Annotated in this window: 21 protein-coding genes, 2 pseudogenes and 1 other annotated feature; of the genes and pseudogenes, 16 read left to right on the forward strand and 7 right to left on the reverse strand. The window is 42.3% G+C overall.

Annotation, left to right across the window (positions count from 1 at the left end; all coding sequences use genetic code 11):
• Window positions 1-174 precede the first annotated feature (174 nt).
• Genes bioC through bioF form a run of 3 tightly spaced genes read right to left on the reverse strand, consistent with a single transcriptional unit; the run spans window position 175 to window position 2,931 of the window.
• On the reverse strand, window positions 175-996 hold the full coding sequence (bioC, locus tag ABC374_RS00540; RefSeq protein ID WP_413015195.1) for a malonyl-ACP O-methyltransferase BioC: 822 nt from the start codon (window positions 994-996) through the stop codon (window positions 175-177).
• Entirely contained in the window at window positions 989-1,735 is a 747-nt protein-coding gene (locus tag ABC374_RS00545) for an alpha/beta fold hydrolase (RefSeq protein WP_413015197.1), read from the reverse strand. Before ABC374_RS00545 ends, bioC begins: the two co-directional genes overlap by 8 nt.
• Window positions 1,732-2,931, reverse strand: coding sequence for an 8-amino-7-oxononanoate synthase (bioF, locus tag ABC374_RS00550; protein ID WP_413015199.1), 1,200 nt, complete (start codon window positions 2,929-2,931; stop codon window positions 1,732-1,734). Before bioF ends, ABC374_RS00545 begins: the two co-directional genes overlap by 4 nt.
• Before the next feature lie 416 nt (window positions 2,932-3,347).
• On the opposite strand from bioF, the gene ABC374_RS00555 reads away from it, so the two are divergent.
• The 15 genes and pseudogenes from ABC374_RS00555 to ABC374_RS00625 all read left to right on the forward strand — a co-directional run bounded on the left by ABC374_RS00555 (window position 3,348) and on the right by ABC374_RS00625 (window position 17,016).
• Window positions 3,348-4,187, forward strand: a complete 840-nt coding sequence (locus ABC374_RS00555) for a YitT family protein (protein ID WP_350301079.1) — start codon at window positions 3,348-3,350, stop codon at window positions 4,185-4,187.
• A gap of 154 nt (window positions 4,188-4,341) precedes the next feature.
• Window positions 4,342-4,527 carry a hypothetical protein gene (locus tag ABC374_RS00560; protein ID WP_034305959.1) on the forward strand — a complete coding sequence of 62 codons (186 nt, stop codon included), beginning with the start codon at window positions 4,342-4,344 and terminating at the stop codon, window positions 4,525-4,527.
• Window positions 4,528-4,889: 362 nt separating this feature from the next.
• Window positions 4,890-6,179, forward strand: a pseudogene (locus ABC374_RS00565) (ABC transporter substrate-binding protein).
• Between the two features lie 166 nt (window positions 6,180-6,345).
• Window positions 6,346-7,206 carry a carbohydrate ABC transporter permease gene (locus ABC374_RS00570; protein ID WP_098370419.1) on the forward strand — a complete coding sequence of 287 codons (861 nt, stop codon included), beginning with the start codon at window positions 6,346-6,348 and terminating at the stop codon, window positions 7,204-7,206.
• Complete coding sequence (locus ABC374_RS00575; protein ID WP_101224962.1) at window positions 7,206-8,024, forward strand: carbohydrate ABC transporter permease; 819 nt, start codon at window positions 7,206-7,208, stop codon at window positions 8,022-8,024. The genes ABC374_RS00570 and ABC374_RS00575 overlap by 1 nt, the downstream gene beginning before the upstream one ends.
• Window positions 8,025-8,081: 57 nt before the next feature.
• Window positions 8,082-9,116, forward strand: a complete 1,035-nt coding sequence (locus ABC374_RS00580) for a LacI family DNA-binding transcriptional regulator (protein WP_413020213.1) — start codon at window positions 8,082-8,084, stop codon at window positions 9,114-9,116.
• Between the two features lie 227 nt (window positions 9,117-9,343).
• Entirely contained in the window at window positions 9,344-10,072 is a 729-nt protein-coding gene (locus ABC374_RS00585) for a ThuA domain-containing protein (RefSeq protein WP_413015202.1), read from the forward strand.
• Between the two features lie 13 nt (window positions 10,073-10,085).
• Window positions 10,086-11,109, forward strand: a pseudogene (locus ABC374_RS00590) (Gfo/Idh/MocA family protein).
• 17 nt (window positions 11,110-11,126) lie between these two features.
• Complete coding sequence (locus tag ABC374_RS00595) at window positions 11,127-12,167, forward strand: Gfo/Idh/MocA family protein (RefSeq protein WP_034305944.1); 1,041 nt, start codon at window positions 11,127-11,129, stop codon at window positions 12,165-12,167.
• 21 nt (window positions 12,168-12,188) lie between these two features.
• Complete coding sequence (locus ABC374_RS00600; RefSeq protein ID WP_413015203.1) at window positions 12,189-13,157, forward strand: sugar phosphate isomerase/epimerase family protein; 969 nt, start codon at window positions 12,189-12,191, stop codon at window positions 13,155-13,157.
• A 1,028-nt stretch (window positions 13,158-14,185) separates the two neighbouring features.
• Entirely contained in the window at window positions 14,186-14,506 is a 321-nt protein-coding gene (locus ABC374_RS00605; protein ID WP_033796096.1) for a PadR family transcriptional regulator, read from the forward strand.
• Between the two features lie 71 nt (window positions 14,507-14,577).
• On the forward strand, window positions 14,578-14,931 hold the full coding sequence (locus ABC374_RS00610; protein WP_413015206.1) for a DUF1048 domain-containing protein: 354 nt from the start codon (window positions 14,578-14,580) through the stop codon (window positions 14,929-14,931).
• 199 nt (window positions 14,932-15,130) lie between these two features.
• A complete protein-coding gene (locus ABC374_RS00615; RefSeq protein WP_350301086.1) occupies window positions 15,131-15,892 on the forward strand; it encodes an ABC transporter ATP-binding protein in 762 nt (253 codons plus the stop codon).
• Entirely contained in the window at window positions 15,893-16,642 is a 750-nt protein-coding gene (locus ABC374_RS00620; RefSeq protein WP_350301087.1) for an ABC transporter permease, read from the forward strand.
• An 86-nt stretch (window positions 16,643-16,728) separates the two neighbouring features.
• On the forward strand, window positions 16,729-17,016 hold the full coding sequence (locus ABC374_RS00625) for a hypothetical protein (RefSeq protein WP_413015208.1): 288 nt from the start codon (window positions 16,729-16,731) through the stop codon (window positions 17,014-17,016).
• 80 nt (window positions 17,017-17,096) lie between these two features.
• On the opposite strand, the gene rluF is transcribed toward ABC374_RS00625, so the two are convergent.
• The 4 genes from rluF to brnQ all read right to left on the reverse strand — a co-directional run bounded on the left by rluF (window position 17,097) and on the right by brnQ (window position 21,360).
• Entirely contained in the window at window positions 17,097-17,804 is a 708-nt protein-coding gene (gene rluF / locus ABC374_RS00630) for a 23S rRNA pseudouridine(2604) synthase RluF (RefSeq protein WP_350301088.1), read from the reverse strand.
• A gap of 115 nt (window positions 17,805-17,919) precedes the next feature.
• Window positions 17,920-18,819, reverse strand: coding sequence for a DMT family transporter (locus tag ABC374_RS00635; RefSeq protein ID WP_350301089.1), 900 nt, complete (start codon window positions 18,817-18,819; stop codon window positions 17,920-17,922).
• 154 nt (window positions 18,820-18,973) lie between these two features.
• Entirely contained in the window at window positions 18,974-19,906 is a 933-nt protein-coding gene (locus ABC374_RS00640; RefSeq protein WP_413015211.1) for an aldo/keto reductase, read from the reverse strand.
• A 122-nt stretch (window positions 19,907-20,028) separates the two neighbouring features.
• The gene (gene brnQ, locus ABC374_RS00645; RefSeq protein WP_413015212.1) at window positions 20,029-21,360 is read right to left on the reverse strand and encodes a branched-chain amino acid transport system II carrier protein; all 1,332 of its coding nucleotides are present in this window, start codon (window positions 21,358-21,360) and stop codon (window positions 20,029-20,031) included.
• 99 nt (window positions 21,361-21,459) lie between these two features.
• Window positions 21,460-21,706, reverse strand: a binding site (T-box leader).
• Between the two features lie 207 nt (window positions 21,707-21,913).
• Here brnQ and ABC374_RS00650 point away from each other — a divergent pair.
• Entirely contained in the window at window positions 21,914-22,087 is a 174-nt protein-coding gene (locus ABC374_RS00650; RefSeq protein ID WP_164468807.1) for a hypothetical protein, read from the forward strand.
• Window positions 22,088-22,089: the final 2 nt, after the last annotated feature.

The raw sequence follows: 22,089 nt of genomic DNA on the forward strand, positions 1-22,089 counted from the left end.
GTTATACGTAAAAGGCCGCCGCCTCTCCAAAGGAATTAGGAGTGGCGGCGGCCTGAATTGCTTGAAGGGAATGGTTAATACAGTAAGCGGATGGAATACTAGTCGTTACCTTTATATAAACGATTTGCAATTATGTATAATACTTTGCTTGTATCCCAGATGGTTATCTTCGGATTAATCATGTTTTTTTATTTTAAAAAACAAGCAGTGATAGGTTGCTTTCACACCTGATTGATTTCGGTATTCTGTGTCGTAAATGTTGATTAACTCTCGAAAAAAGGAAGGGCGCTGGCAATAGTTTTCTTTGTTGCTGTTAGCAGCACCAATCTTTTTAATTGAAGTGAAAAATTCACGTACTGTCTGAAAGTACTCCAGTTCAAGCTTTTCTATTTTTGTTATCTCGATTGGGACTGCAGATGAATAGGGGATTGCAGCTTCACAAATCTGAGATAATTCTTCCAGAGTGTAAAACATTTGGCCTGGTGAACTATCCATGGAAAGCTGAAGCTTTTCCTTCGCATGTTCATATGACCTATGAAGCTCTTGAAAGGTATCTATTCCGAACGTTGAAAATATCAGGTTTCCTTCGGCCGTTAATCGTGTAAAAAGTTTTTCAAGGGTTGCAGGAATATCATTCAGCCATTGAAACGTTGCATTGGAAATAATCAAGTCGTAATTTTCATTAAGCGCCATTTCTTCAATATCCGTACATAAAAATGTAACACGGTCCTCCTTTGTCATTCCTTTCGCCACTTCAACCATTCCTGGTGCAATATCAACAGCCGTAATGGCGGCATTAGGGAATGTTTTGAGGAGTAACCTGGTTAAGTAACCGGTGCCGCAGCCGATTTCAAGAATATTGATTTTATGATTGGTGTTTTTTTGAGGAAGCAAATCCACTAATTGTTTTGCCATGTTTTTTTGAACATTGGCATACGCATCATATGTTTTCGCGTGTTCACTGAACCGCTTGCTTAACAATCGTTTATCAATCATGAACGTACTCCTTTTGAATAAATGTTTTTATATGCTCCATACATTCCTGAGGTTTTGTGAGAAATGGAATATGGCCAGCACCTTCAATAATATGAAGCTCGGCTTTCCCACCCAGATTTTCTTTAATGAAGGATGAGGCTTCAAGTGGACAAATTTTGTCTTCCCTCCCATGAAGCAATATAAAGGGGGCTTCAATCCGGTCGAGTCTTGCTCTAGCATCTTTCTGAAATAAATAATCCAGACCAATCAGAAGCGAAAACACATCATCTCCATGAAACTCGCGTTGAATTGTGTTGATGAATTGATGATGAAAACCTGCTTCTTTTTCAGCATCGGAAAACATTGCTTCATAGAAGGAAGACAAAGTCTTCTCTTTATTGCGCTGCAGTTGTTTCTTCATGCGCTCGACCATTCGTGGATCCCAGCCAAATGAATAATTTTCTCCTGTAGTGAACCGACTGGTTGCGCCAAAAAGGATAAAACCGTTTATTTTTTCTCGATACGAACTTGAAAGTTCAAGTGATACTAGTGATCCTAATGACCAGCTCAGTAAATAAACAGGACCATCGAGGGAAGCGATTGTGTCCATGACTCGTTCTTCAAAGTCATTTAGTGCTTTCATATCTCTCCAATCTATAAATGAAAGGTGAAATAGTTCTGACAGCGGTTTGATTAACGGTTGAAACGCATCTTTTTCCATTCCCCAGCCAGGAAGCACGACTAAATTCGGCTGTTTCATTCAACAACACCCATTTCTTTTCCAATGATCGAAACTTTTTCAACTGCCCAATCAAGATCTTTTTTATCGTGGAGAGCCGTTACGGTAAACCGGATTCTCGCTTCATTTTCAGGAACGGTCGGCGGCCTGACAGCGATAGCGGCAATTCCTTCTTTCTGCAAACGTGCGGCAAATTCCATCGCTTTTTCGTTTTCCCCGATGACGATAGGAACAATTTGTGATCGGCTTCCGCAAATATTAAACCCGTAATATGTGAGTTCTTGTCTAAAGTGTTCTGAGTGTTTTTGGAGCAGTGAGCGGCGTTCTGGTTCTTGCTGTACAAGTTCAATCGCTGTTTTTATAGCACCGAGTATGGCCGGGGGAAGTGCAGTTGAATATATGAATCCGCGCATGCGATTTTTTAAATAGTCGATGAGCCATTTTTTCCCGACGACATAGGCCCCGAATGAGCCGAGCGCTTTACTGAATGTTCCCATTTGGATATCTATTTTATTTTGAAGATGGAGGTGACCGGCATAGCCTTCACCGTTTTTACCATAGATACCGCTTCCATGTGCTTCATCTGTCATTAACAGTGCGTTATAACGTTCCTTTAATCGGACAAGGTCTTCAAGAAAAGCAAAGTCACCATCCATACTGAAGACCGTATCCGTCACGATTAATTTACGTGCTTCAATCGGTGATTTTTTCAAAGATGCTTCTAAGTGGTCTAAATCATTATGACGATAGCGTATATGCTTTGCACGGCTTAAAAGAGCTCCATCGACAATGCTTGCATGATTCAATTTATCGCTATAAATAATATCGTTACGGGACAGCAGGGTGGAGATTATTCCAAGGTTCGCGTTATATCCACTGTTGATGATGAGTCCTGCTTCGGCTTTCTTCCAATTGACAAGAGCTTGTTCCGCCTGCTCGTAAAGAGGATGATTGCCAACAATTAAACGTGAAGCCGTTGCTCCTGCACCATATGTAAGTACTGCATCAACCATAGCCTTTTTCAGCCGCTCATCTCCTGCATATCCTAAATAGTTATTAGAAGCCAGATTAAGCATCCTGCACCCGTTGATCGTAAGCCAAGGCTGCTCGGCACATACGGTTGATACGAGTTCACGCTTTTGCGAAATCTCTTCTAAATGAGCGAGTTCTTTTTTTATTTTTTCTTCCCAACAAGGTAATTGTTTTTCACTGTGCATGGCCATTCTCCTTTTTATATGTCAACTAAAATTAATATAAGTTAACATATAAAACATTCTAATCATGACTCAATGAAACTGTCAAGCTTTGAAAAGGAGCATGAGAATAAATTAATGATCCATTAATCTCGGAGAAATCAAGGGTCAAAAAAAGCTGGTTGGTTATTTTGATCCAAGCCAGAACATTTAAGGAGAATCGGGCAGCGGCTTTGTTAAGCTAATGAATAAAAAAGCTTAGTGAAAATAGTGACTTTGTATGTATTAAGCTCGTTCATTAAAGATAATCTAACTTCCAAGGTAGTCTTTTTGTTAAACCTTCAAATCTTTGAAGGATTAAATGGAATTCCATGTTACTATAGAGCAGTGAAATTTAACAGAATTCACATTAACCATTACATAAAGGAAGGGTAATAAATATGAAAAAGATTTCTTTGGATGTTTTCTTTATATTAATAGGAGCTTTTATTTTCGCTTTGGCAATAAATCTTTTCGTCATTCCCAATGAGCTTGGTGAGGGAGGAGTCACGGGGATAACCATCATTTTGTTTTATCTTTTTGAATGGTCACCAGGGCTGTTAAGTTTGATCATTAACGCTTTCCTGCTCATTGTCGGTTATAAATTTTTGTCGAAATTAACAACGGTATATACAATCGTAGCCGTTGCATTTAATTCACTTTTCCTTCATTTAACCGAAAGTTGGACGATATCTTCAGATGAATTGGTCATCAATGCAATATTTGGCGGGGTTTTTGCCGGTGCAGGAATTGGCATGATCATTCGTGTTGGGGGCACTACTGCCGGTACGACGATCCTGGCCCGAATTACGAATAAGTATTTGGGATGGAGCTTAAGCTATGGACTTCTGTTTTTCGATTTAATCGTTGCGTTCTCATCTTATTTCATCATTGGTGCAGAAGGTCTGATGCTCACTATCCTTATGCTTTATATTGGAACAAAAACGATGGAATTCATCATTGAGGGATTGAACCCGAAAAAAGCGATTACCATCATTTCAAATGAAGCGGACCAGATTGCAAAACAAGTAACCGAATTGATGGACCGGGGGGTCACTGTTTTTAGCGGTCATGGATACTATACAAAGGCATCCAAGGATATTTTATATATCGTTATAAGTAAGCAAGAGGTGCTAAAGTTAAAGAGAATAGTGCAGTCAACGGATAGCAATGCTTTTATAGCCATACATGACGTTCGGGACGTATTTGGTGAAGGATTCCTGGATATCTCGAAGTCCTGATGCTAGTAAGGTATAAGCGAAATGAAAAGGCCTAATTAGGCTTTTTTATTTTGCATTGCAAAAAATCTGTAAATTCGGAATAATTTGTTATATTATGTAAGTAAGAAACCACACACCCTGAGGAGTGCAGCCATTAAATGTGGAGGTGTCCAAGATGATCCTTTTAAAAGTGGATGACAGAAAGTTTGGGAAAAGCAATATCAAGTACAGTGTCGTTGATAAGGAAACAAATGAATTGATCATTAGCGGTGTGTTTAAGGAATTTGGACAAGCAAGCGATAAATATTATGAATTGAAGGATGAATACGGTCCTTCCAATGTGAAAATGATATTGAAGTGAAAAGAGGGGGACCGACGGGTTTCCCTTTTTTCGTATAATGCCAGGAATGAAAATGGCCCGTACGATAAATAATCGGATAAAGGAATAATCAAAGGTTTCTGAATCATATAATTAGATTAAGAGAGTTCTTAACATCCTTTTTTTACAATATACTACAATTTTATTGTAAAGTATGGAATTTGGTGGTAATATTAAGCGCATAAATGTAAACGTTTGCAATGTTTTTTTGTGAGGAGGTGATGTAAAAGAAGTACGCTAGACTATGAATTTTATGGAATTAAAGGCTTTTATTTTACTAATTTTATGCAAACGTTTTCTTAAAATTGCATGAATATTATGAGAAAAAGGGAGAGTGGGTAGGCATGAGGCGTAAAAAATGGTACGGGGGAATTCTTACTGTTTTATTAATTTTTAGTGTAATTTTGGCAGGATGCTCTTCTTCAACTGGCGGAAACAGCGACTCAAAGGATGTCGTGACGCTCGATATATTTCAATTCAAGGTAGAATTCAAGTCGCAATTCGAGACATTGGCAAAATAATATGAAAAAGAAAATCCAAATGTGAAGATCAAGGTATCGACAGTCGGCGGCGGTAATGATTATAAATCTGCCATAACGGCAAAGTTCGCTTCAGGTGAGGAGCCAGCGGTTTTTAACATTGGCGGACCGGTAGATGTCGCACAATATAAGGATAGATTAACAGATTTAAAGGACACGAAAGCTGCTGCTGCAGCGCTTGACGGTACTTTGGATGGCGTGGAAGAGGACGGGCAAGTCCTTGGACTTCCATTTAACCAGGAAGGATACGGCTTGATCTATAACAAACGAATATTTAAAGAAGCCGGAATTAATCCTGATGAAATTACAAGTTATGAAGCCTTAGAGGCGGCAGTTAAGAAAATCGATTCACAAAAAGACAAATTGAAGCTCGAAGCAGTTTTCGCATATCCGGTAAAAGAGAAGTGGGTGACAGGAAACCATTTATCCAATGTATTCTTATCACCGGAGTTTGATGGAAATGTGTTAGAAGCAAGTAAAGCACCTACGGTTAAATTCACGGATGGTGACAAGTTTAAACAATTGGTCGATATCCAAAATGAGTATTCCGTCCAGCCGACAGCAAGTCTTGATTACTCCCAACAAGTGGAGGAGCTGTTCTCGCTTGAAAAGGTTGCGATCATTCAGCAAGGTAACTGGGTGTATAACACAGTCTATGATATGGACCCTGAGTTAGCTGAAAAGGGAATTGGCATCATCCCGATTCCAAATGGAGACAATGCAGGCATGCCGGTCGGCGTACCGAACTATTGGGCAGTGAACAAGAAATCGGATGAAAAGGTACAGGAAGCGGCGAAGAAGTTCCTCGACTGGATGTATACATCCGAAGCAGGGAAAAAAGCCGTTTTGGAAGATTTTAAATTCATTCCTGCTTATGAAGGATATGATGTAGAAAAAATTGCAGATCCAATTTCAAAAGAAATTTATAAATACTCTCAAGAAGGAAATACGATTGGTTGGGTGTTTAATGGATATCCGGTCGGTTGGAACGATGATCTTGGTGCAAGTGTCCAAAAATACGTAACTGGTAAATTGACTTGGGAGGAACTTGTCCAACAGAACATAGAAAATTGGGAGAAGATTCATAGCAAATAAGTGTTGGGAAATGCAAGTGACCAATCGGCATGAAAAACGTGTCGATTGGTTGTTCCTTATTATAGAAAAGCCGCTGAGGTAATTTGCCTCAACAAGGGATTCATCAAATAACACAGTATGATCTAAACCCATTAACTATTAAATCATTTCAAGGAGGTCGGTTTCGTTGAGAAATCGGGATGCCGCATATTGGCTGTTTTTGACACCTGTTCTTGCTGCACTCATTTTGGTTGTGATCGTGCCGCTCATATACGGATTTTATTATTCCTTTACGAACTGGAACGGTTTAGGGACTCCGGATTTCATTGGTCTTAAGAATTATATAGACTTGTTTACGGATAAAGGGTTCCTTGATACATTTTGGTTCACCATTAAATTTTCCGTAGCGGCAATTGTGGTAATCAATATCATCGGATTAAGTTTGGCCCTCATCGTGACTTCGAAAATTAAATCAAGCAACATATTGCGGACAGTTTTCTTTATGCCCAATTTAATTGGCGGCTTGATTCTCGGCTTTATTTGGCAGTTCATTTTTATTAAGGTCTTCGGTGCGATTGGTGATTTGACTGGGATCGAAGCTTTTAATGGGTGGTTATCAACGACTGATACAGGTTTTTGGGGATTGATCATTTTAACGTCTTGGCAGATGGCCGGATATATCATGATCATTTATATTGCCTATCTGCAGGCTGTTCCTGAAGACTTGATAGAAGCGGCAAAAATTGACGGAGCGAACAGCTTCCAGCGTTTTCGCCATATAACTTTTCCACTAGTGGCACCTGCTTTTACCGTCAGTTTGTTTTTGACGCTTTCCCACTCGTTCAAGATCTATGATCAAAACCTTTCTTTGACGAATGGAGCTCCCTATAATTCAACTGAAATGGTTGCGATGAACATTGTAAAATCCGCCTTCACCGAAAACGATATGGCATATGCACAGGCAAAAGCCGTTATCTTTTTCGTAATCGTGGCGGTCGTTTCGCTGACACAAGTCTATTTCAATAAAAAACGGGAGGTTGAGCTGTAATGAGGGGAAAATGGAAATTGTGGCTGATTGGATTCATCGGATTCATTTTGGCCATATTATGGCTCACTCCGTTTTATTTAATGCTTGTCAATGCTTTTAAAATGAAACGAGATATATTTGCCGATACACTGGGACTGCCTGAAACCTGGACATTCGAAAACTTCACTCAAGCTTTCGAGCAATTGGATTTCCTCCGGACTTTATTCAATTCTTTATTGATATCGGGCGTCAGTGTAGTCATCATCATCATCTTTTCTGCGATGGCAGCATACGCTCTTTCCCGAAACAAAAGTAAAATAAGTTCCCTGCTTTTCTTTGTGTTTGTAGCAGCCATGCTGATCCCGTTTCAGTCTGTGATGATACCGCTCGTTGCCCAATTCGGACAGCTGGGGATGTTGAACAAGGCCGGACTGATTTTCATGTATTTAGGTTTTGGCTGCAGTCTTTCCATATTCCTGTATCATGGTACTTTAAAAGGGATTCCCCTCTCACTTGATGAGGCAGCAAAGATTGATGGTGCAAACCGCTTTCAAGTATTTTGGTATATCATATTTCCATTATTAAAACCGATGTCCATTACAGTTGGGATCTTAAATGTCATTTGGATATGGAACGACTATTTGCTGCCATCCCTTGTTATTGGCGGCGCAGGATCGGAGACCATCCCACTTAAATTATTCTTCTTTTTCGGTCAATATACGAAGCAATGGCATCTTGCCTTGGCTGGACTTACCTTATCCATCATTCCAGTCATCATTGCGTACTTTTTTGCTCAGAGGCAAATTATCAAAGGAATTGCAGATGGAGCAGTTAAATAACTATTTAAATATAGGGAATATTAAACCATGTGCGGTTAACGGGGAGTGTTGATGAATTTGTCTGTTACTATAAAAGACGTTGCCAAAAAAGCAAATGTCGCTCCATCAACGGTATCGCGTGTAATCCATAACAGCCCGACAATCAGTGAAAAGACAAAGCGTAAAGTACGCAAGGTATTAAAGGAAATGGGCTATCATATGAATGAAAATGCCCGGAACTTAGTCACGAAGTCAACTAAGGCCATTGGGATCGTCATGAAAAGTTCGGCAAGGGAATCACTTTATAATCCCTTTTTTCCAGAAGTGATCCGAGGCATCGGGGATTTCTGTAATAAAGAAGGGTACAGTCTTTCCCTGACAACCGGCGAGACGGAGGATGCCATCTTTGAGGATGTCGTGAAAATGGTTCAGGGCAGAAGAGTGGATGGCATGATTGTTTTGTACTCTAAAAAGGACGATAAAGTGGTGCCGTATCTATTAAAGCAGGGCTTCCCGTTCGTTTTGATCGGGAAGCCAAGTACGAACATGAGCGGAATCACGTTCATTGATAACGATAATGTTCAAGCGGCCAGGGAAGTATCGGAGTTTGTAATAAGTCTTGGACATGAGCGAATCGCCTTTTTAGGGGGCAGTCCCGAGTTTGAGGTGATCCAGGACCGCTTGACAGGTTTTCAACAAGCGATGGAACAGGCCGGGCTGGATGTGCGACAGGAATATATCAAATTGATTCCTTTAAATCGAACGGATGGAATAAAGGCCATTGACGAATTGCTGGAATTGAAAGAGGCACCAACCGCATTTTTGGTTATGGATCTTTTATTGGGTGTTCTCTTGCTTGGAGTGTTAGCTGAAAAGAACTTGAAAGTGCCGCAGCAAATAAGCGTCGTCTGTTTTAACCACTCAGAATTCATAGAATTTTTAAGTACGCCGCTGACAACGGTTGATATCCATACGTATCAGTTAGGGTATGAGGCGGCAAAATGCGTGTTCGATCTAATTGCAAATCCGGAAATGATGGAAAAGAGTATCAGTATTCCTACCAAAATCATAAAGCGGGAGTCGCATTTTGTTGCCGAAAAGGAAATTAAATGAAAAATGTAGAAATGTTTTACCAATTAAAGCTTGATTTTTGCTAACATAAATTTACAATATAGATTATCACTATTATTTTTGAAAATTCATACTTACTGAAGTCAATAAGTATGTTCTTATATTTTGATCACACCTAACGCAAACGTTTGCGTTATGGATAAAGAGGTATAGTTAAACCATGCAAAGCAAGTTGCCGTGAAATGAATCTTGAATGGAGGAGGTTGTTCATGAGAGTCCTGGTATGGAATGAGTTTCGCCACGAGAGAACAAAGCCTGAAGTAGCCAAAGTATACCCAGATGGTATCCATGGTGCAATTGCCGGCTTTTTACAAAGTGAGCAGGTCGAGGTGAGGACCGCTACTCTCGATGAAGAAGAGCATGGATTAACGGAAGAAGCACTGGAACGAACCGATGTACTTCTTTGGTGGGGGCATGTTGCACATGATGAAGTTCAGGATGAAATCATTGCAAGGGTCCACAAGCGAGTACTCGAGGGCATGGGTCTCATCGTCCTCCATTCCGGTCATTTTTCAAAAATCTTCAAACGACTTATGGGCACGACTTGCGATTTGAAATGGCGGGTCGCGGATGAAAAGGAACGGCTTTGGGTTGTCGATCCCAGTCATCCTATCGTTGATGGAATCGGAGAATATATAGAGCTTGAGAAGGAAGAGATGTACGGGGAACATTTTGATATTCCTGCACCAGATCAATTAATATTCGTCAGTTGGTTTGAAGGCGGGGAGATATTCAGAAGCGGCTGCACGTATCAGCGGGGTAAAGGGAAGATTTTCTATTTTCGTCCAGGTCATGAAACATATCCTACTTTCCATAATCCGGAGATTCAACGAGTAATTAAGAATGCCGTTGATTGGGTCAAGCCGGAAACTGGAGTCGTAACGAACTATGGGAAAGCCGAACCGTTGGAATCCATCTCAGGCAAAGAGATGAAGTGAAGGAGAGAACAAAATGGGCAAAGTGAAGGTAGGAGTCATTGGATGCGGGAGTATCGCAAAAAACAGGCATTTTCCGGAGTATGATGCACATCAGGAAACGGAGATCATTGCCGTTTGTGATATTGTGCAGGACCGGGCGAATGCAGCAGCACAAAGGTATGGCGCCCAAGCATATACTGATTATATAGAACTTTTGAAGAATGAGGAGATTGAAGCGATCAGTGTATGTACACCGAATTACCTGCATGCACGCATCACGGTTGCGGCCCTGGAAGCTGGTAAGCATGTCCTTTGTGAGAAACCAATGGCTACTTCTTTGGTGGACGCTGAAAAAATGAATGCAGCAGCAGCGAAAAGCGGCAAAATACTAATGATTGGTCATAATCAGCGTTTTGTTCCTTCTCATCAAAAAGCGAAACAGCTTATTGAGAGCGGGGAGCTAGGGAAGGTCTATAGCTTCCGGACGGCTTTTGGACATTCAGGGCCTGAAACCTGGAGCGTGGACGGATTGGAAAGCTGGTTTTTTAAGAAGGATCAGGCAGTCATTGGTGCAATGGGCGATTTAGGCGTTCATAAAGCTGATTTATTACGGTATATCCTTGGAGAAGAATTTGTTGAAGTGGGAGCCTTTGTGGAAACGACTGCCAAGAAAAATACAGACGTTGATGACAGTGCGGCCTGTATCCTCCGGACGGAGAGCGGTATCATCGGAACTCTTACCGCCAGCTGGTTCTTATGCAAAAGAAGACAATGCTACGGTCATTTATGCGGAAAAAGCGGTATTGCGCCTTGAAGACGATCCGAAATACTCACTGATCATCCATCATGATAATGGAAAGACAGAAACCATCCAATTAGGAAGCATCCAGACTAATGACTCAGAAGGACAGCATGATTCCGAAGTGATCAGCCACTTTGTAAAATGTGTTGTGGACAATGAGGAGCCTCTTGTCTCAGGAGTTGAAGGTTTAAAATCATTAAAAGTCATTCTTGGCGCGATGGAATCAAATGCATCCCGAAAAATCATCCGCTTATAAAGGGGTTAAAAGTCATCATGTACAAATTAAAAATGGGTATTATCGGTGCTGGCGGAATTGCCCAAAAAAGGCATATCCCAGCTTTTCAAAAATTTCAAGATAAAGTGGTTTTATACGCCATTCAGGATATAGATGAAATGAAGGCGCGAGAAGTGGCGCGTGAATTTCATATCGAAAAGGTTTTCACCAATTATGAAGAAATGTTTGCTGAAGTGGATGCTGTTACGATTGCAACGCCAAACAAGTTCCATGCGGAGATTTCCATTGCTGCTCTGCAAGCGGGTGTTCATGTGTTATGCGAAAAGCCGATGGCCATTACAACCGAGGAATGTTTAGCAATAACCGAGGCTGCAAACATATCGGGTAAAGTGTTATCGACTGCTTATCATTACCGCTTTATGAAGGAAGCACAGGCTGCAAAGAAAATGATTCAGGCCGGTGAAATCGGTGAACCGTATGTAGCGCGTGTACAGGCAATCAGACGTCGCAAAGTCCCGGGCTGGGGAGTTTTTACAAGCAAGGAATTGCAAGGCGGGGGAAGCGTGATCGATTACGGCTGTCATTTGCTTGATTTGGCATTATGGCTGATGGATGACCCAGAACCGATTGAAATCGTAGGTTCGACATATAATTATGTCAGTAAGGGTGTCGATCAGGTCAATTTATGGGGGAATTTCGATGCCTCGGTATTTGAAGTGGATGACCATGCCACGGCATATATCAAATTTGCCAACGGAGCATCTCTATTATTCGAAACATCCTGGGCCGCGAATATCCGTGAAGAAGCAACTGTATTAAGTTTATCCGGAACGCAGGGCGGGCTTGATGTGTTCCCTTTAGTCTTGAATCAGGCTAAGCACGGCATGCTTTTAAATAGTGAAGCAGTATGGATGCCAGGGGAGGATACACCAGACCTGCAACAGGCAGAGAACTTTATTAATAGCTGCCTGGGGTTGGCAGAACCATTGGTAAAACCATCGGAAGCCATGAAAGTTTCAAAAATAATCGAAGCCATTTATCAAAGCTCGGCAAGTGGGAAGGTCATGAGTATAAATTAATGAAAAGGTGAGGTGGGGCATGTGAAATTAGGGATCTTTACAGTGCTATTTGCTCAAAAATCATTCGAGGATATGCTTGATTATGTCGCGGATTCCGGATTAAAAACAGTTGAAATCGGTACAGGCGGGTATCCAGGGAATATCCATTGTCCACTCGATGAACTGCTGGAAAGTGAAGAAAAGCGCCAAAAATACCTCGAATCCGTTCAAGCGAGAGGGTTAACGATCAGTGCATTCAGCTGCCACGGCAATCCAATCTCTCCAGATGAAGCATTCGCTAAAGAAAGTGATGAAACACTGATTAAAACAATCAAGCTTGCTTCCTTACTGAACGTCCCGGTCGTCAATACCTTTTCCGGTACAGCAGGTGATCACGAAGGAGCTAAATATCCAAACTGGCCCGTCGCCCCATGGCCGAATGAGTATACAAATGTGCTGAAATGGCAATGGAAAGAAAAATTGATCCCCTATTGGAAAAAGGCGGCCGCCATTGCCGATGAGCACAATATAAAAATCGGCCTTGAACTGCATGGGGGCTTTCTCGTCCACACTCCCTACACCTTGTTAAAACTGCGGGAAGCTACATCTGATGCAATAGGCGCCAACCTTGATCCAAGCCATCTTTGGTGGCAGGGCATCGAACCAGTCGGGGCCATCAAAATCCTCGGGAAAGCGGGAGCAATCTACCACTTCCACGCAAAAGACACATACTTGGATCAGGATAACATCAATATGTATGGGTTAACCGACATGCAGCCATATGGAAATATTCAGAGCCGTGCCTGGAACTTTCGCTCTGTAGGATGCGGCCACAGCCTGCAAGAGTGGTCCGACATCATGAGCGCCCTTCGCACATACGGTTACGATTACGTCGTCAGCATCGAACACGAAGATCCGCTAATGTCAGTTGAAGAAGGATTCCAACGGGCCGTAACCAATCTGAAAACTGTACTCATCAACGAAAGCCCAACTGATTTATGGTGGGTATAATTTAGAGCCGATAACGAGCAGCCTAATGCAGGTTGCTTTTTATTTTTAGTCCTTACTCGTAGAAAAGAGGAATTCACGAGTAAAACAGTATAATTCACGAGTAAAAGTGCAAAACTCATGAGTAAAATTGTGATATTCACGAGTAAAGTGCGAAACTCACGAGTAAAAGCGCGAAATTCACGAGTAAAAGCGTGAAACTCACGAGTAAAAGCGTGAAATTCACGAGTAAAAGTGCAAAACTCACGAGTAACAGCATGAAATTCACGAATAAAAGAGGAATTCACGAGTAAAACAGTATAATTCACGAGTAAAGTGGAACTAATAATACGTCAAAATTTCTTTTTCACATCAATTGTGTTGAAGACAAACATATTATGACCCTTTCCACCCTTACGTTTAAACGTGTTCTTCACTGTCAATATACAGAAATCTTTCGCCTCTCTTAACATACGTGTAGTCATTGTGAAAGAAGTATAGGAGGAATAAAAGCTCCATAAAAGAAATCAGCTGTATCCAATGCAGATAGCTGGTTTTTAAAAAAATTCAAGTTGACAGTCACCCTACTACGTGTTACAGCATACCTTATAGTAAGTAACACTGGATACCAACATCACTGAATAGTGAAGTTGCAAAAATATTATTAAGAAAAGGAGTTGACACCTCTGCTACTCGGTGTTACAGTTTAGTTGTAATAAGTAATACTAAATAGTGTGGTTACCCAAAAGCTATTCAATAAAAGTTCAGCAGTATCCAATGGAGATAGCTGGTTGAAAAAAATTCAAGTTGGCAGTCACTCTACTACGTGTTACAGCATACTTTATAGTAAGTAACACTGGATATCAACAGTACTGAATAGTGAAGTTGCAAAAATGTTATTAAGAAAAGGAGTTGACACCTCTGCTACTCGGTGTTACAGTTTAGTTGTAATAAGTAATACTAAATAGCGTGATTTTCCAAAAGCTATTCAGTAAAAATTCCCCTCGGAACTACGTTATAATATAAGTCACAAAATAGAGGAGGCTCTGAACATGGAAAATTTAACTGAAATGCTGAAGGGTTCGCTGGAAGGCTGCGTGCTGGAAATCATCAGCCGCCATGAAACCTATGGCTACGAGATTACCCGCCGCCTGAACGAGCTTGGGTTTACTGAAGTCGTGGAAGGGACGGTCTACACCATCCTCGTGCGATTAGAAAAGAAAAAACTGGTGAACATAGAGAAGAAACCGTCAGATATGGGGCCGCCCCGCAAGTTTTACTCACTTAATGAGGCTGGCCGCCAGGAACTTGAATTGTTTTGGGAAAAATGGGATTTTGTATCATCAAAAATCAATGTCTTAAAGTCAATCTAGCTTCATAAGATATTCCGTACGATATTTTTGGAGTGTCTTGTTCAGCTTTATAAACAAGGAGGAAAAATAACATGATGGAATTATTCAAAAAAATGATTGGTGATAAAAAAGAGTATAAAATGATGATGGCAAGGGTTGAAGCCCTGCCAGAGGACTACCAGTTTGTATTTAAGAAAATTCAAAACTACATGTGGAATTTCTCAGCGGGCAGCGGGATGGATATGCTGCACATGCAGTATGAATTAATCGATTTGTTCGAAGCCGGTGCGGCGGAAGGCAGACAAGTGCTGGAAATCACTGGGGACGATGTGGCGTCCTTTGCCGACGAACTAGTGGCAAATGCTAAAACCTATTTCGCCAAGTATCGTGAAGATTTGAATGAAAGTATCATGAAGCGATTGGGAAAAAATAAATTCAATAAATAATTCCGACTGAATAGCTGGTTACAAATGTGAATTGCCACCTTCGCTATTCAGTATATTTTTAACTCGGTAATAAGTAATACAGAATATCGGTCAGACTAAATAGAGGAGAATAGGCAATTTAGTTCCGCTAGGCGCTCGACCGGATAATTACGAAACTTACAAGCGGCCTTGCCGCGCTATTAAAAGGAGGAAAAAAAGTATGAGCAATGCAGCGATTTCTGTAAAAGGGTTAAAAAAATCCTTTAAAGACAATGAAGTTTTAAAGGGGGTGGATTTTGAAGTGCGGCGTGGCGAAATTTTCGCACTGCTGGGCTCAAATGGAGCGGGCAAGACGACGACGGTCAATATCCTCTCTACTCTGATGAAGGCCGATGGCGGCGAAGTAGGTATTTGCGGCTTTGACGTCCAGCGTCAACCGGATCATGTTCGCCAGAGCATCAGCCTGACAGGGCAGTTCGCAGCTTTAGACGGTATGCTCACCGGGCGGGAAAACCTGATGATGATCGCCAAGTTGCGGGGAGTTTCCAATCCTGCTCAAGTCGCCGACAATCTTCTTGCAAGATTCAGCCTGACCGATGCGGCCAACCGCCGGGCGGACAAATATTCCGGCGGGATGAAGCGCCGGCTTGACATCGCCATGAGCCTGATCGGGACGCCAGCAGTCATTTTTCTCGACGAACCGACGACAGGGCTTGACCCCGAAGCGCGGATTGAAGTCTGGGATACCGTCAAGGAGCTTGCCGGCGGCGGCACGACAATCTTGCTGACGACCCAGTACCTGGAGGAAGCCGAACAACTGGCGGACCGTATCGCCATCCTGCATGGCGGAAAAATCATCTCGACCGGGACGCTTATCGAACTCAAGGAGATGTTCCCGCCAGCGAAAGTGGAGTACATCGAGAAGCAGCCGACACTGGAGGAAATTTTCCTCGCAATCATCGGCAAAAAGGAGAAGATGTAAATGAAAAGTAAAACAGGGGTATTACTAGGACGTTTAATGCGCAACATCATGCGCAGCCCGGATACAATTATCACGGTGGCGATTACGCCGATTATGATGCTGCTGCTGTTTGTCTACGTATTTGGAGGCGCCATAGAGGCAGGCACGGACAACTACGTCAATTATTTATTGCCGGGAATCTTGCTGATGGCTATCGCATCCGGCGTCGCTTACACTTCCGTGCGGCTGTTTACGGATGTAAAGAGCGGACTGATGGCGCGTTTCATTACCATGCCCATCAAGCGCTCGTCGGTATTGTGGGCTCATGTGTTGACCTCGCTTGTTTCCAATGCGCTTACTATCGTGGTGGTTATCCTTGTCGCGCTCTTGATGGGCTTCCGTTCCAACGCTGATATCCTGGAATGGCTCGCGGTAGCTGGGATACTCGGGCTGTTTACGCTAGCGCTGACATGGCTGGCGGTCATTCCCGGATTGACAGCGGGGTCTATGGAAGGGGCGACAGCCTACTCGTACCCGCTGATTTTCCTGCCGTTTATCAGTTCGGCCTTTGTTCCCACCGAAACGATGCCTAAAATTGTCCGTGTGTTCGCTGAGAACCAGCCCGTGACTTCAATCGTGAATGCGATTCGTGCCCTCTTGTATGAAGGGTCTGTTGGCAACGATATTTGGATCGCGCTTGCCTGGTGCGTCGGCATAATGGTCATCGCCTACTTCTTCGCCAGTAAAGCATTTAAACGCCAGTTAGGGTAAGTACACCATTATCGGATTAGCCATATCAATAGTCAGCCGCTCGATGAATGCATGGAAGGCTGCTTAAATATTAGGGCAACCGTCCCATGGAATCCCTCAAAATTGTTGTGATTGGTGGTGGTTCAATCACTTATCCCAACGCGAGGTTTGCTATGCATGCTCCGAGTAAAACAGCAAAACTCACGAGTAAAAGAGTGAAATTCACGAGTAAAACAGCAAAACTCACGAGTAAAAGAGTGAAATTCACGAGTAAAACAGCAAAACTCACGAGTAAAAGCATGAAATTCACGAGTAAAACAGCAAAACTCATGAGTAAAACAGCAAAACTTACGAGTAAAAGCGTGAAACTCACGAGTAAATCGGCAAAAACGTAAAACTAATAGCAAATGATTGCTGAAAATTCTTCTGAAATTAAAAAAACGATGCCCCCGGAATTCCGGGGGCATCTTCATTATCATCTTTGCCTTGGGGTGTAATCCAATTCCTTAAATAGTTCCGTCAATTCATCCTCGGTCAGGTCACGCCATTGGCCGTTCGCCAGTCCGTCCAGATGGATGTTCATGATCCGGATTCGATGTAAATCACGGACTTCATAACCCAGTGCGGAGCACATACGGCGGATTTGTCTGTTCAGTCCTTGCATCAAAGTGATGTTAAATGTATATTTGGTCAACTGCTCAACTTTGCAAGGAAGTGTTTTCGTATCCAAAATCTCCACTCCGGAGGACATATCTTTAATGAAGGACGCGGTAATTGGCTTATCCACGGTTACGATGTATTCTTTTTCATGCTTGTTTTCTGCACGAAGGATTTCATTTACGATGTCTCCGTCATTTGTAAGAAGGATCAGACCGCTTGAGTCTTTATCAAGCCGTCCGATATGAAAAATGCGAAGCGGATGATTTACAAAATCAACGATATTCCCTTTTATGTGTTTTTCGGTCGTACTTGTAATCCCTATCGGTTTATTCAGTGCAATATAGACATTTTGCTGTTCGACTTTTATCGGCTTGCCGTCTACACGGACATCATCGCCGGGTTCAGCTTGACTGCCGAGCTCTGCTACCGTGCCATTAATCGTCACACGGCCCTCGGCTATCCATTTGTCTGCGCCTCGTCGCGAGGTAATTCCGGATTCACTGATAAATTTATTGATCCTCAACTAAAGCACACCTTTACATTCAGATTTTCTTCTTTAAAGGATAACGTAAATCATGGTGCATAGACAAGGGGAAAAGACAAGAAAGCGTTCGTTGTTGAGAATTACTGGAGGTTCTTTACATGTTCTTCGTGACAGCTGCCGGATATGCCTTTTTCTTTTTGCTTGTCAGGTAAACGCCAATAAAGACAAGGATGCCACCGAGGATTTGGATGAACGTAATCGCATGACCTAAAACCAGGCTAAGGATGGCGGTAAATACAGCAATCAGATTCAGGTAAATTCCAGCCTGGCCGGCATTGATATGACGAAGGGAAATATTCCAGAAAATAAATGAGCCGACAGACGGGAAGATTCCAATATATAAGAGACCTGTGATTGCTTTGCTGCTTAAATCAAGGTTCATTCCAGAGCCAATGGCGAATGGAGCGACGAGAATCAATCCGAGAAATACGGAAACGGCAGTAGCAGAGATGATCGGAATGTTTTTCAGTTTTTTACCGATTATTGAATAGAAGGTCCAAACGAGAATCGCCAGGATCATCAATAGGTCGCCTTTATTATAGGTTAGCTGGAAAATATCCAGAAGGTGTCCTTTTGTCAAGACCAATAAAACGCCGAATAAAGATATGATAAGTCCGAGTGCATGGAGGGATGAAATTTTCTCCTTTAACAGCAAAGCGGAAAAAAGAACAATTAAGGCAGGGTTCATGGAATTGACAAGAGCGGCATTCATGGAAGTTGTATAGGTCAAAGCCCAATAAAGGAAAAAATTATAACTGATGATTCCGAGCACACCCAAGACTAATAGTAATTTCCAGGCTTTCCATATAATCCTCCAGTGTGGCTTTTCAATCCATTGCGCTAAAGGAAACAATAAGAAAACGGCAATTAGCCATCGCGTAAATGTTAGCTGGATTGGGGAAAGTTCTGTCACAACGTATTTTCCGAAAATGTAATTACCGGCCCAGAACAAATTTGCCAATATAAGAAATAAAATAACAATAGATTTTTTCATCAGACTGCCTCTTCCTTAATTTATGGAATATTCACTAAATATAACAAAGTAGAGGCACCTAAGCAATATAGAGACCCTACAGTCAATTGATGAACCGCAGAGCAGGATAAAAAGGCCGTTCAGCTTAAACTGAACGGCCTTTTCACATCTATAATTAAGCGAAAATGGCACTGATTTCGGCGATTTCATCCATGGTTAGATCGACGTCCAATGCTTGTAGGTTGCGGGTGACCTGTTCTGGCTTTTTCGCTCCGGGAATCAGTACATCGATCGAGTGCCGAGTTAAATACCAAGCTAGTACGACATCGGCGACTTCGGTATGCTTCCTGTTGGCTATCGCCCGTACTTCTTCCACTTTTTGCAGGTTGCTTACAAAGGCTTGTCCTTGGAAAAGCGGACTTTTTGCCCGGCCGTCATCGAATGTTGATTCCTGATTATATTTGCCGCCGAGCAGACCGGACGCAAGCGGGAAATAAGGAATGAAGGAAATATCATTCTCGGCTGTATATGGCAGCAGGTCTTGTTCTGCCTCACGTTTGAATAGATTGTACTCGGATTGCAGGACATCGACATAGCCGTCTTTATTCGCTTCCTTCAATTGTTCGAACGAAAAGTTCGAGACGCCGATTGACTTGATTTTGCCTGCATCCTTCAATTCCTTTAAGGCACCTACTGCTTCATCTTTAGGGGTATCCCTATCAGGGAAATGGATATAAAATAAGTCGATGTAGTCTGTTTGGAGCCTTTTTAGACTCGAGTCCACGGCATCTTTCAGAAAAGCAGGAGAGTTATCAAAGACGATGTTGCCATCGACAAATTTATGTGCCCCTTTAGTGGCAAGGACTATGTCATCGCGTCTGCGGCTATCTTTAAGGATTTCACCGATAATTTCTTCTGAACGCTCAGGACCGTAAATGTAAGCCGTATCCCAAAAGTTGATTCCCTCTTCCAATGCCGTTCTCAAAACATCCCTTCCTGTATCCTCACTTAGATTAGGGAAAAGGTTATGTCCGCCAATTGCATTCGTGCCAAGGCCAATCGGATTTACATACAGATCTGTTTTACCAATACGGGTTTGCTTAGACATATTACTTATCATCTCCTTTGACCCCATCATAACAAAAAGTGGATGTCGATTTCCAAAATAAAGCAATGCAGGCGTGCACAAAATAAGCAGATGATCTGTAAAATCACCTGCTTACTTCATTATTATAGTGTTTCGATTTCCAACTCCTCAGCTGGAGCTGTTTGTCCGATTTGACTGAGCAGAACGCCAAGGGCTGTACCGACGAGAGCAGGGATGATCCACTCCATGCCGAAGGCGGAAAGGGGAAGGACATCACTCAAGGTTTGCACGGGTCCTAATTGTAAGCCGAAAGCATTCAGTCCATCCATCAAGGCGAAAACTCCTGTGAAAGTCATTGCACTGCGATAAACCTTCTTCGGGTTTTTGAAATGACGGCTGAAGAATGTCAGGACAATCAGGACGATCGTTAACGGATAAGCCATCACAAGGAATGGCACCGATACTTTCAGAATTTGATTCAGACCCATATTTGAAAGGATGAAACCGACGATTGTTACGATCAGAATGACGGTTTTATAGTTCAGCTTGGGGAAAAGTTTCGAGAAATATTGTCCGCAAGCAGTCGTCAATCCGACAACGGTGGTGAAGCATGCTAAAGTGAAAATGATGCCGAGAAGGACCTTACCGCCAGTACCAAGCAAAAGGGTCGATGCGACAGTGAGGATATCCGTTCCGTTTTCGAATGAACCATCGGCTGCCATGCGTGCCCCGATTACTCCTAAGGAGATATAAACTACAGAAAGCAAAACACCAGCGATGAGACCCGCTTTTACTGTATATCTCGTCAATTGCTTTCGTTCGGAAATCCCCCTTTGCTGGATTGAAGTAAGGATGACGATCCCAAAAGCCAGGGAAGCTAGAGCATCCATCGTATTGTAGCCTTCAATGAACCCTTTCGAAAATGCTCCTGCAGCATATGCTTCGGTTGGAGCTTGGAATGGAGCATCAAGCTTTACGAACCCAACGACGCAGAGAATGACCATGGACAATAGTAGAACGGGTGTAATCCAGCGTCCCATGAAGGTTTCCATTTTTTCTGGATTTAATGAAATGGCATAAACGATGATGAAAAATACGGTTGTGAACATGAATAGAAATAGTGATTGATTCATTGAGTCGCCAAGATACGGCTTGAGGCCCATTTCATAGGCAACATTCGCATTCCGCGGAATGGCCAGAAACGGCCCGATGCTTAAATAGATGACAACCATGAACAACGTACTGAATAGTGGATGTACACGGGCACCGATGGTTTGTGCCCCGCCTTTAACAAGTGAGACTGCAAGAAGCACCAAAATTGGCAGGCCGACTCCGGTGGCGACAAAACCGGCAATGGCCGGCCAGAAAGAAGTTCCTGAAGATGCTCCTAAAAATGGAGGGAATATAAGATTCCCTGCTCCGAAGAACATTGAGAAAAGCATAAGGCCGATAAATAATGTGTCTGTTTTTTTCATGGTGATTTCTCCTTTTTTTTAAAAATGATAACTCTCGCCGACTGGCCTGAAAAAGGCTAATTAAAGTGTTTTGTGCAAATAAAAAACTCGCCCCTGAAAATCAGGGACGAGTTTGTGCTCGCGATACCACCCATATTCCGCACTTCAAAGAAGCTGCGGCACTCAGTCAACGTACGAATTCATACGTGATCCATTGTAACGGCGGAAACCCGTCAAAGCCTACTGCATTTTCAGCTTCGCATCTCAGAGATGATTTTCGGATAGGCCTTGGACATCGACTTCCACCACATGTCGACTCTCTGTGGAACAGGGTTCTCATCTTACTCTTTCTCTTCATAGATTTTATAATATAAAGACAATTTAGCAAATTCTGATTATGAAGTCAACATAATTTATCATTAATCCTTTAAAAGGAGCAGGAAATTAGTCCCTCATTGGCGAAATTTCCTTTATCCAGAGGATTTTTTGAACAAGAATAGGCTATAACTCCCTATTATCTTTCTAATCGCAACTATATTATAATAGAAGGCAGAACACTAAAGGAGACAACAGTATGTCTGAAAATAAAAAATTAAGCCTGGCGGATGCAGTCAAACAAAAACTGGCTCAAAAGCAAGCAGGATCAAGTAAAGATAAACTGGAAACAGGCGTTGTAAAGAAAACGAAACAGCTTAAAAGCCAGTTGACCAAAAAGCCGAATAACCAACGTAAGCGTACAGGGGTATAATC

It is taken from the genome of Peribacillus phoenicis (assembly GCF_047238085.1).
Lineage (GTDB): Bacteria > Bacillota > Bacilli > Bacillales > DSM-1321 > Peribacillus.

Excerpts from the sequence above, each read along its gene's own strand:
- bioC (WP_413015195.1), bottom strand. The coding sequence starts at position 996 with ATGATTGATAAACGATTGTTAAGCAAGCGGTTCAGTGAACACGCGAAA.
- ABC374_RS00545 (WP_413015197.1), bottom strand. The coding sequence starts at position 1,735 with ATGAAACAGCCGAATTTAGTCGTGCTTCCTGGCTGGGGAATGGAAAAA.
- bioF (WP_413015199.1), bottom strand. The coding sequence starts at position 2,931 with ATGCACAGTGAAAAACAATTACCTTGTTGGGAAGAAAAAATAAAAAAA.
- ABC374_RS00555 (WP_350301079.1), top strand. The coding sequence starts at position 3,348 with ATGAAAAAGATTTCTTTGGATGTTTTCTTTATATTAATAGGAGCTTTT.
- ABC374_RS00560 (WP_034305959.1), top strand. The coding sequence starts at position 4,342 with ATGATCCTTTTAAAAGTGGATGACAGAAAGTTTGGGAAAAGCAATATC.
- ABC374_RS00575 (WP_101224962.1), top strand. The coding sequence starts at position 7,206 with ATGAGGGGAAAATGGAAATTGTGGCTGATTGGATTCATCGGATTCATT.
- ABC374_RS00585 (WP_413015202.1), top strand. The coding sequence starts at position 9,344 with ATGAGAGTCCTGGTATGGAATGAGTTTCGCCACGAGAGAACAAAGCCT.
- ABC374_RS00595 (WP_034305944.1), top strand. The coding sequence starts at position 11,127 with ATGTACAAATTAAAAATGGGTATTATCGGTGCTGGCGGAATTGCCCAA.
- ABC374_RS00605 (WP_033796096.1), top strand. The coding sequence starts at position 14,186 with ATGGAAAATTTAACTGAAATGCTGAAGGGTTCGCTGGAAGGCTGCGTG.
- ABC374_RS00610 (WP_413015206.1), top strand. The coding sequence starts at position 14,578 with ATGATGGAATTATTCAAAAAAATGATTGGTGATAAAAAAGAGTATAAA.
- ABC374_RS00615 (WP_350301086.1), top strand. The coding sequence starts at position 15,131 with ATGAGCAATGCAGCGATTTCTGTAAAAGGGTTAAAAAAATCCTTTAAA.
- ABC374_RS00620 (WP_350301087.1), top strand. The coding sequence starts at position 15,893 with ATGAAAAGTAAAACAGGGGTATTACTAGGACGTTTAATGCGCAACATC.
- ABC374_RS00625 (WP_413015208.1), top strand. The coding sequence starts at position 16,729 with ATGGAATCCCTCAAAATTGTTGTGATTGGTGGTGGTTCAATCACTTAT.
- ABC374_RS00635 (WP_350301089.1), bottom strand. The coding sequence starts at position 18,819 with ATGAAAAAATCTATTGTTATTTTATTTCTTATATTGGCAAATTTGTTC.
- ABC374_RS00640 (WP_413015211.1), bottom strand. The coding sequence starts at position 19,906 with ATGTCTAAGCAAACCCGTATTGGTAAAACAGATCTGTATGTAAATCCG.
- brnQ (WP_413015212.1), bottom strand. The coding sequence starts at position 21,360 with ATGAAAAAAACAGACACATTATTTATCGGCCTTATGCTTTTCTCAATG.
- ABC374_RS00650 (WP_164468807.1), top strand. The coding sequence starts at position 21,914 with ATGTCTGAAAATAAAAAATTAAGCCTGGCGGATGCAGTCAAACAAAAA.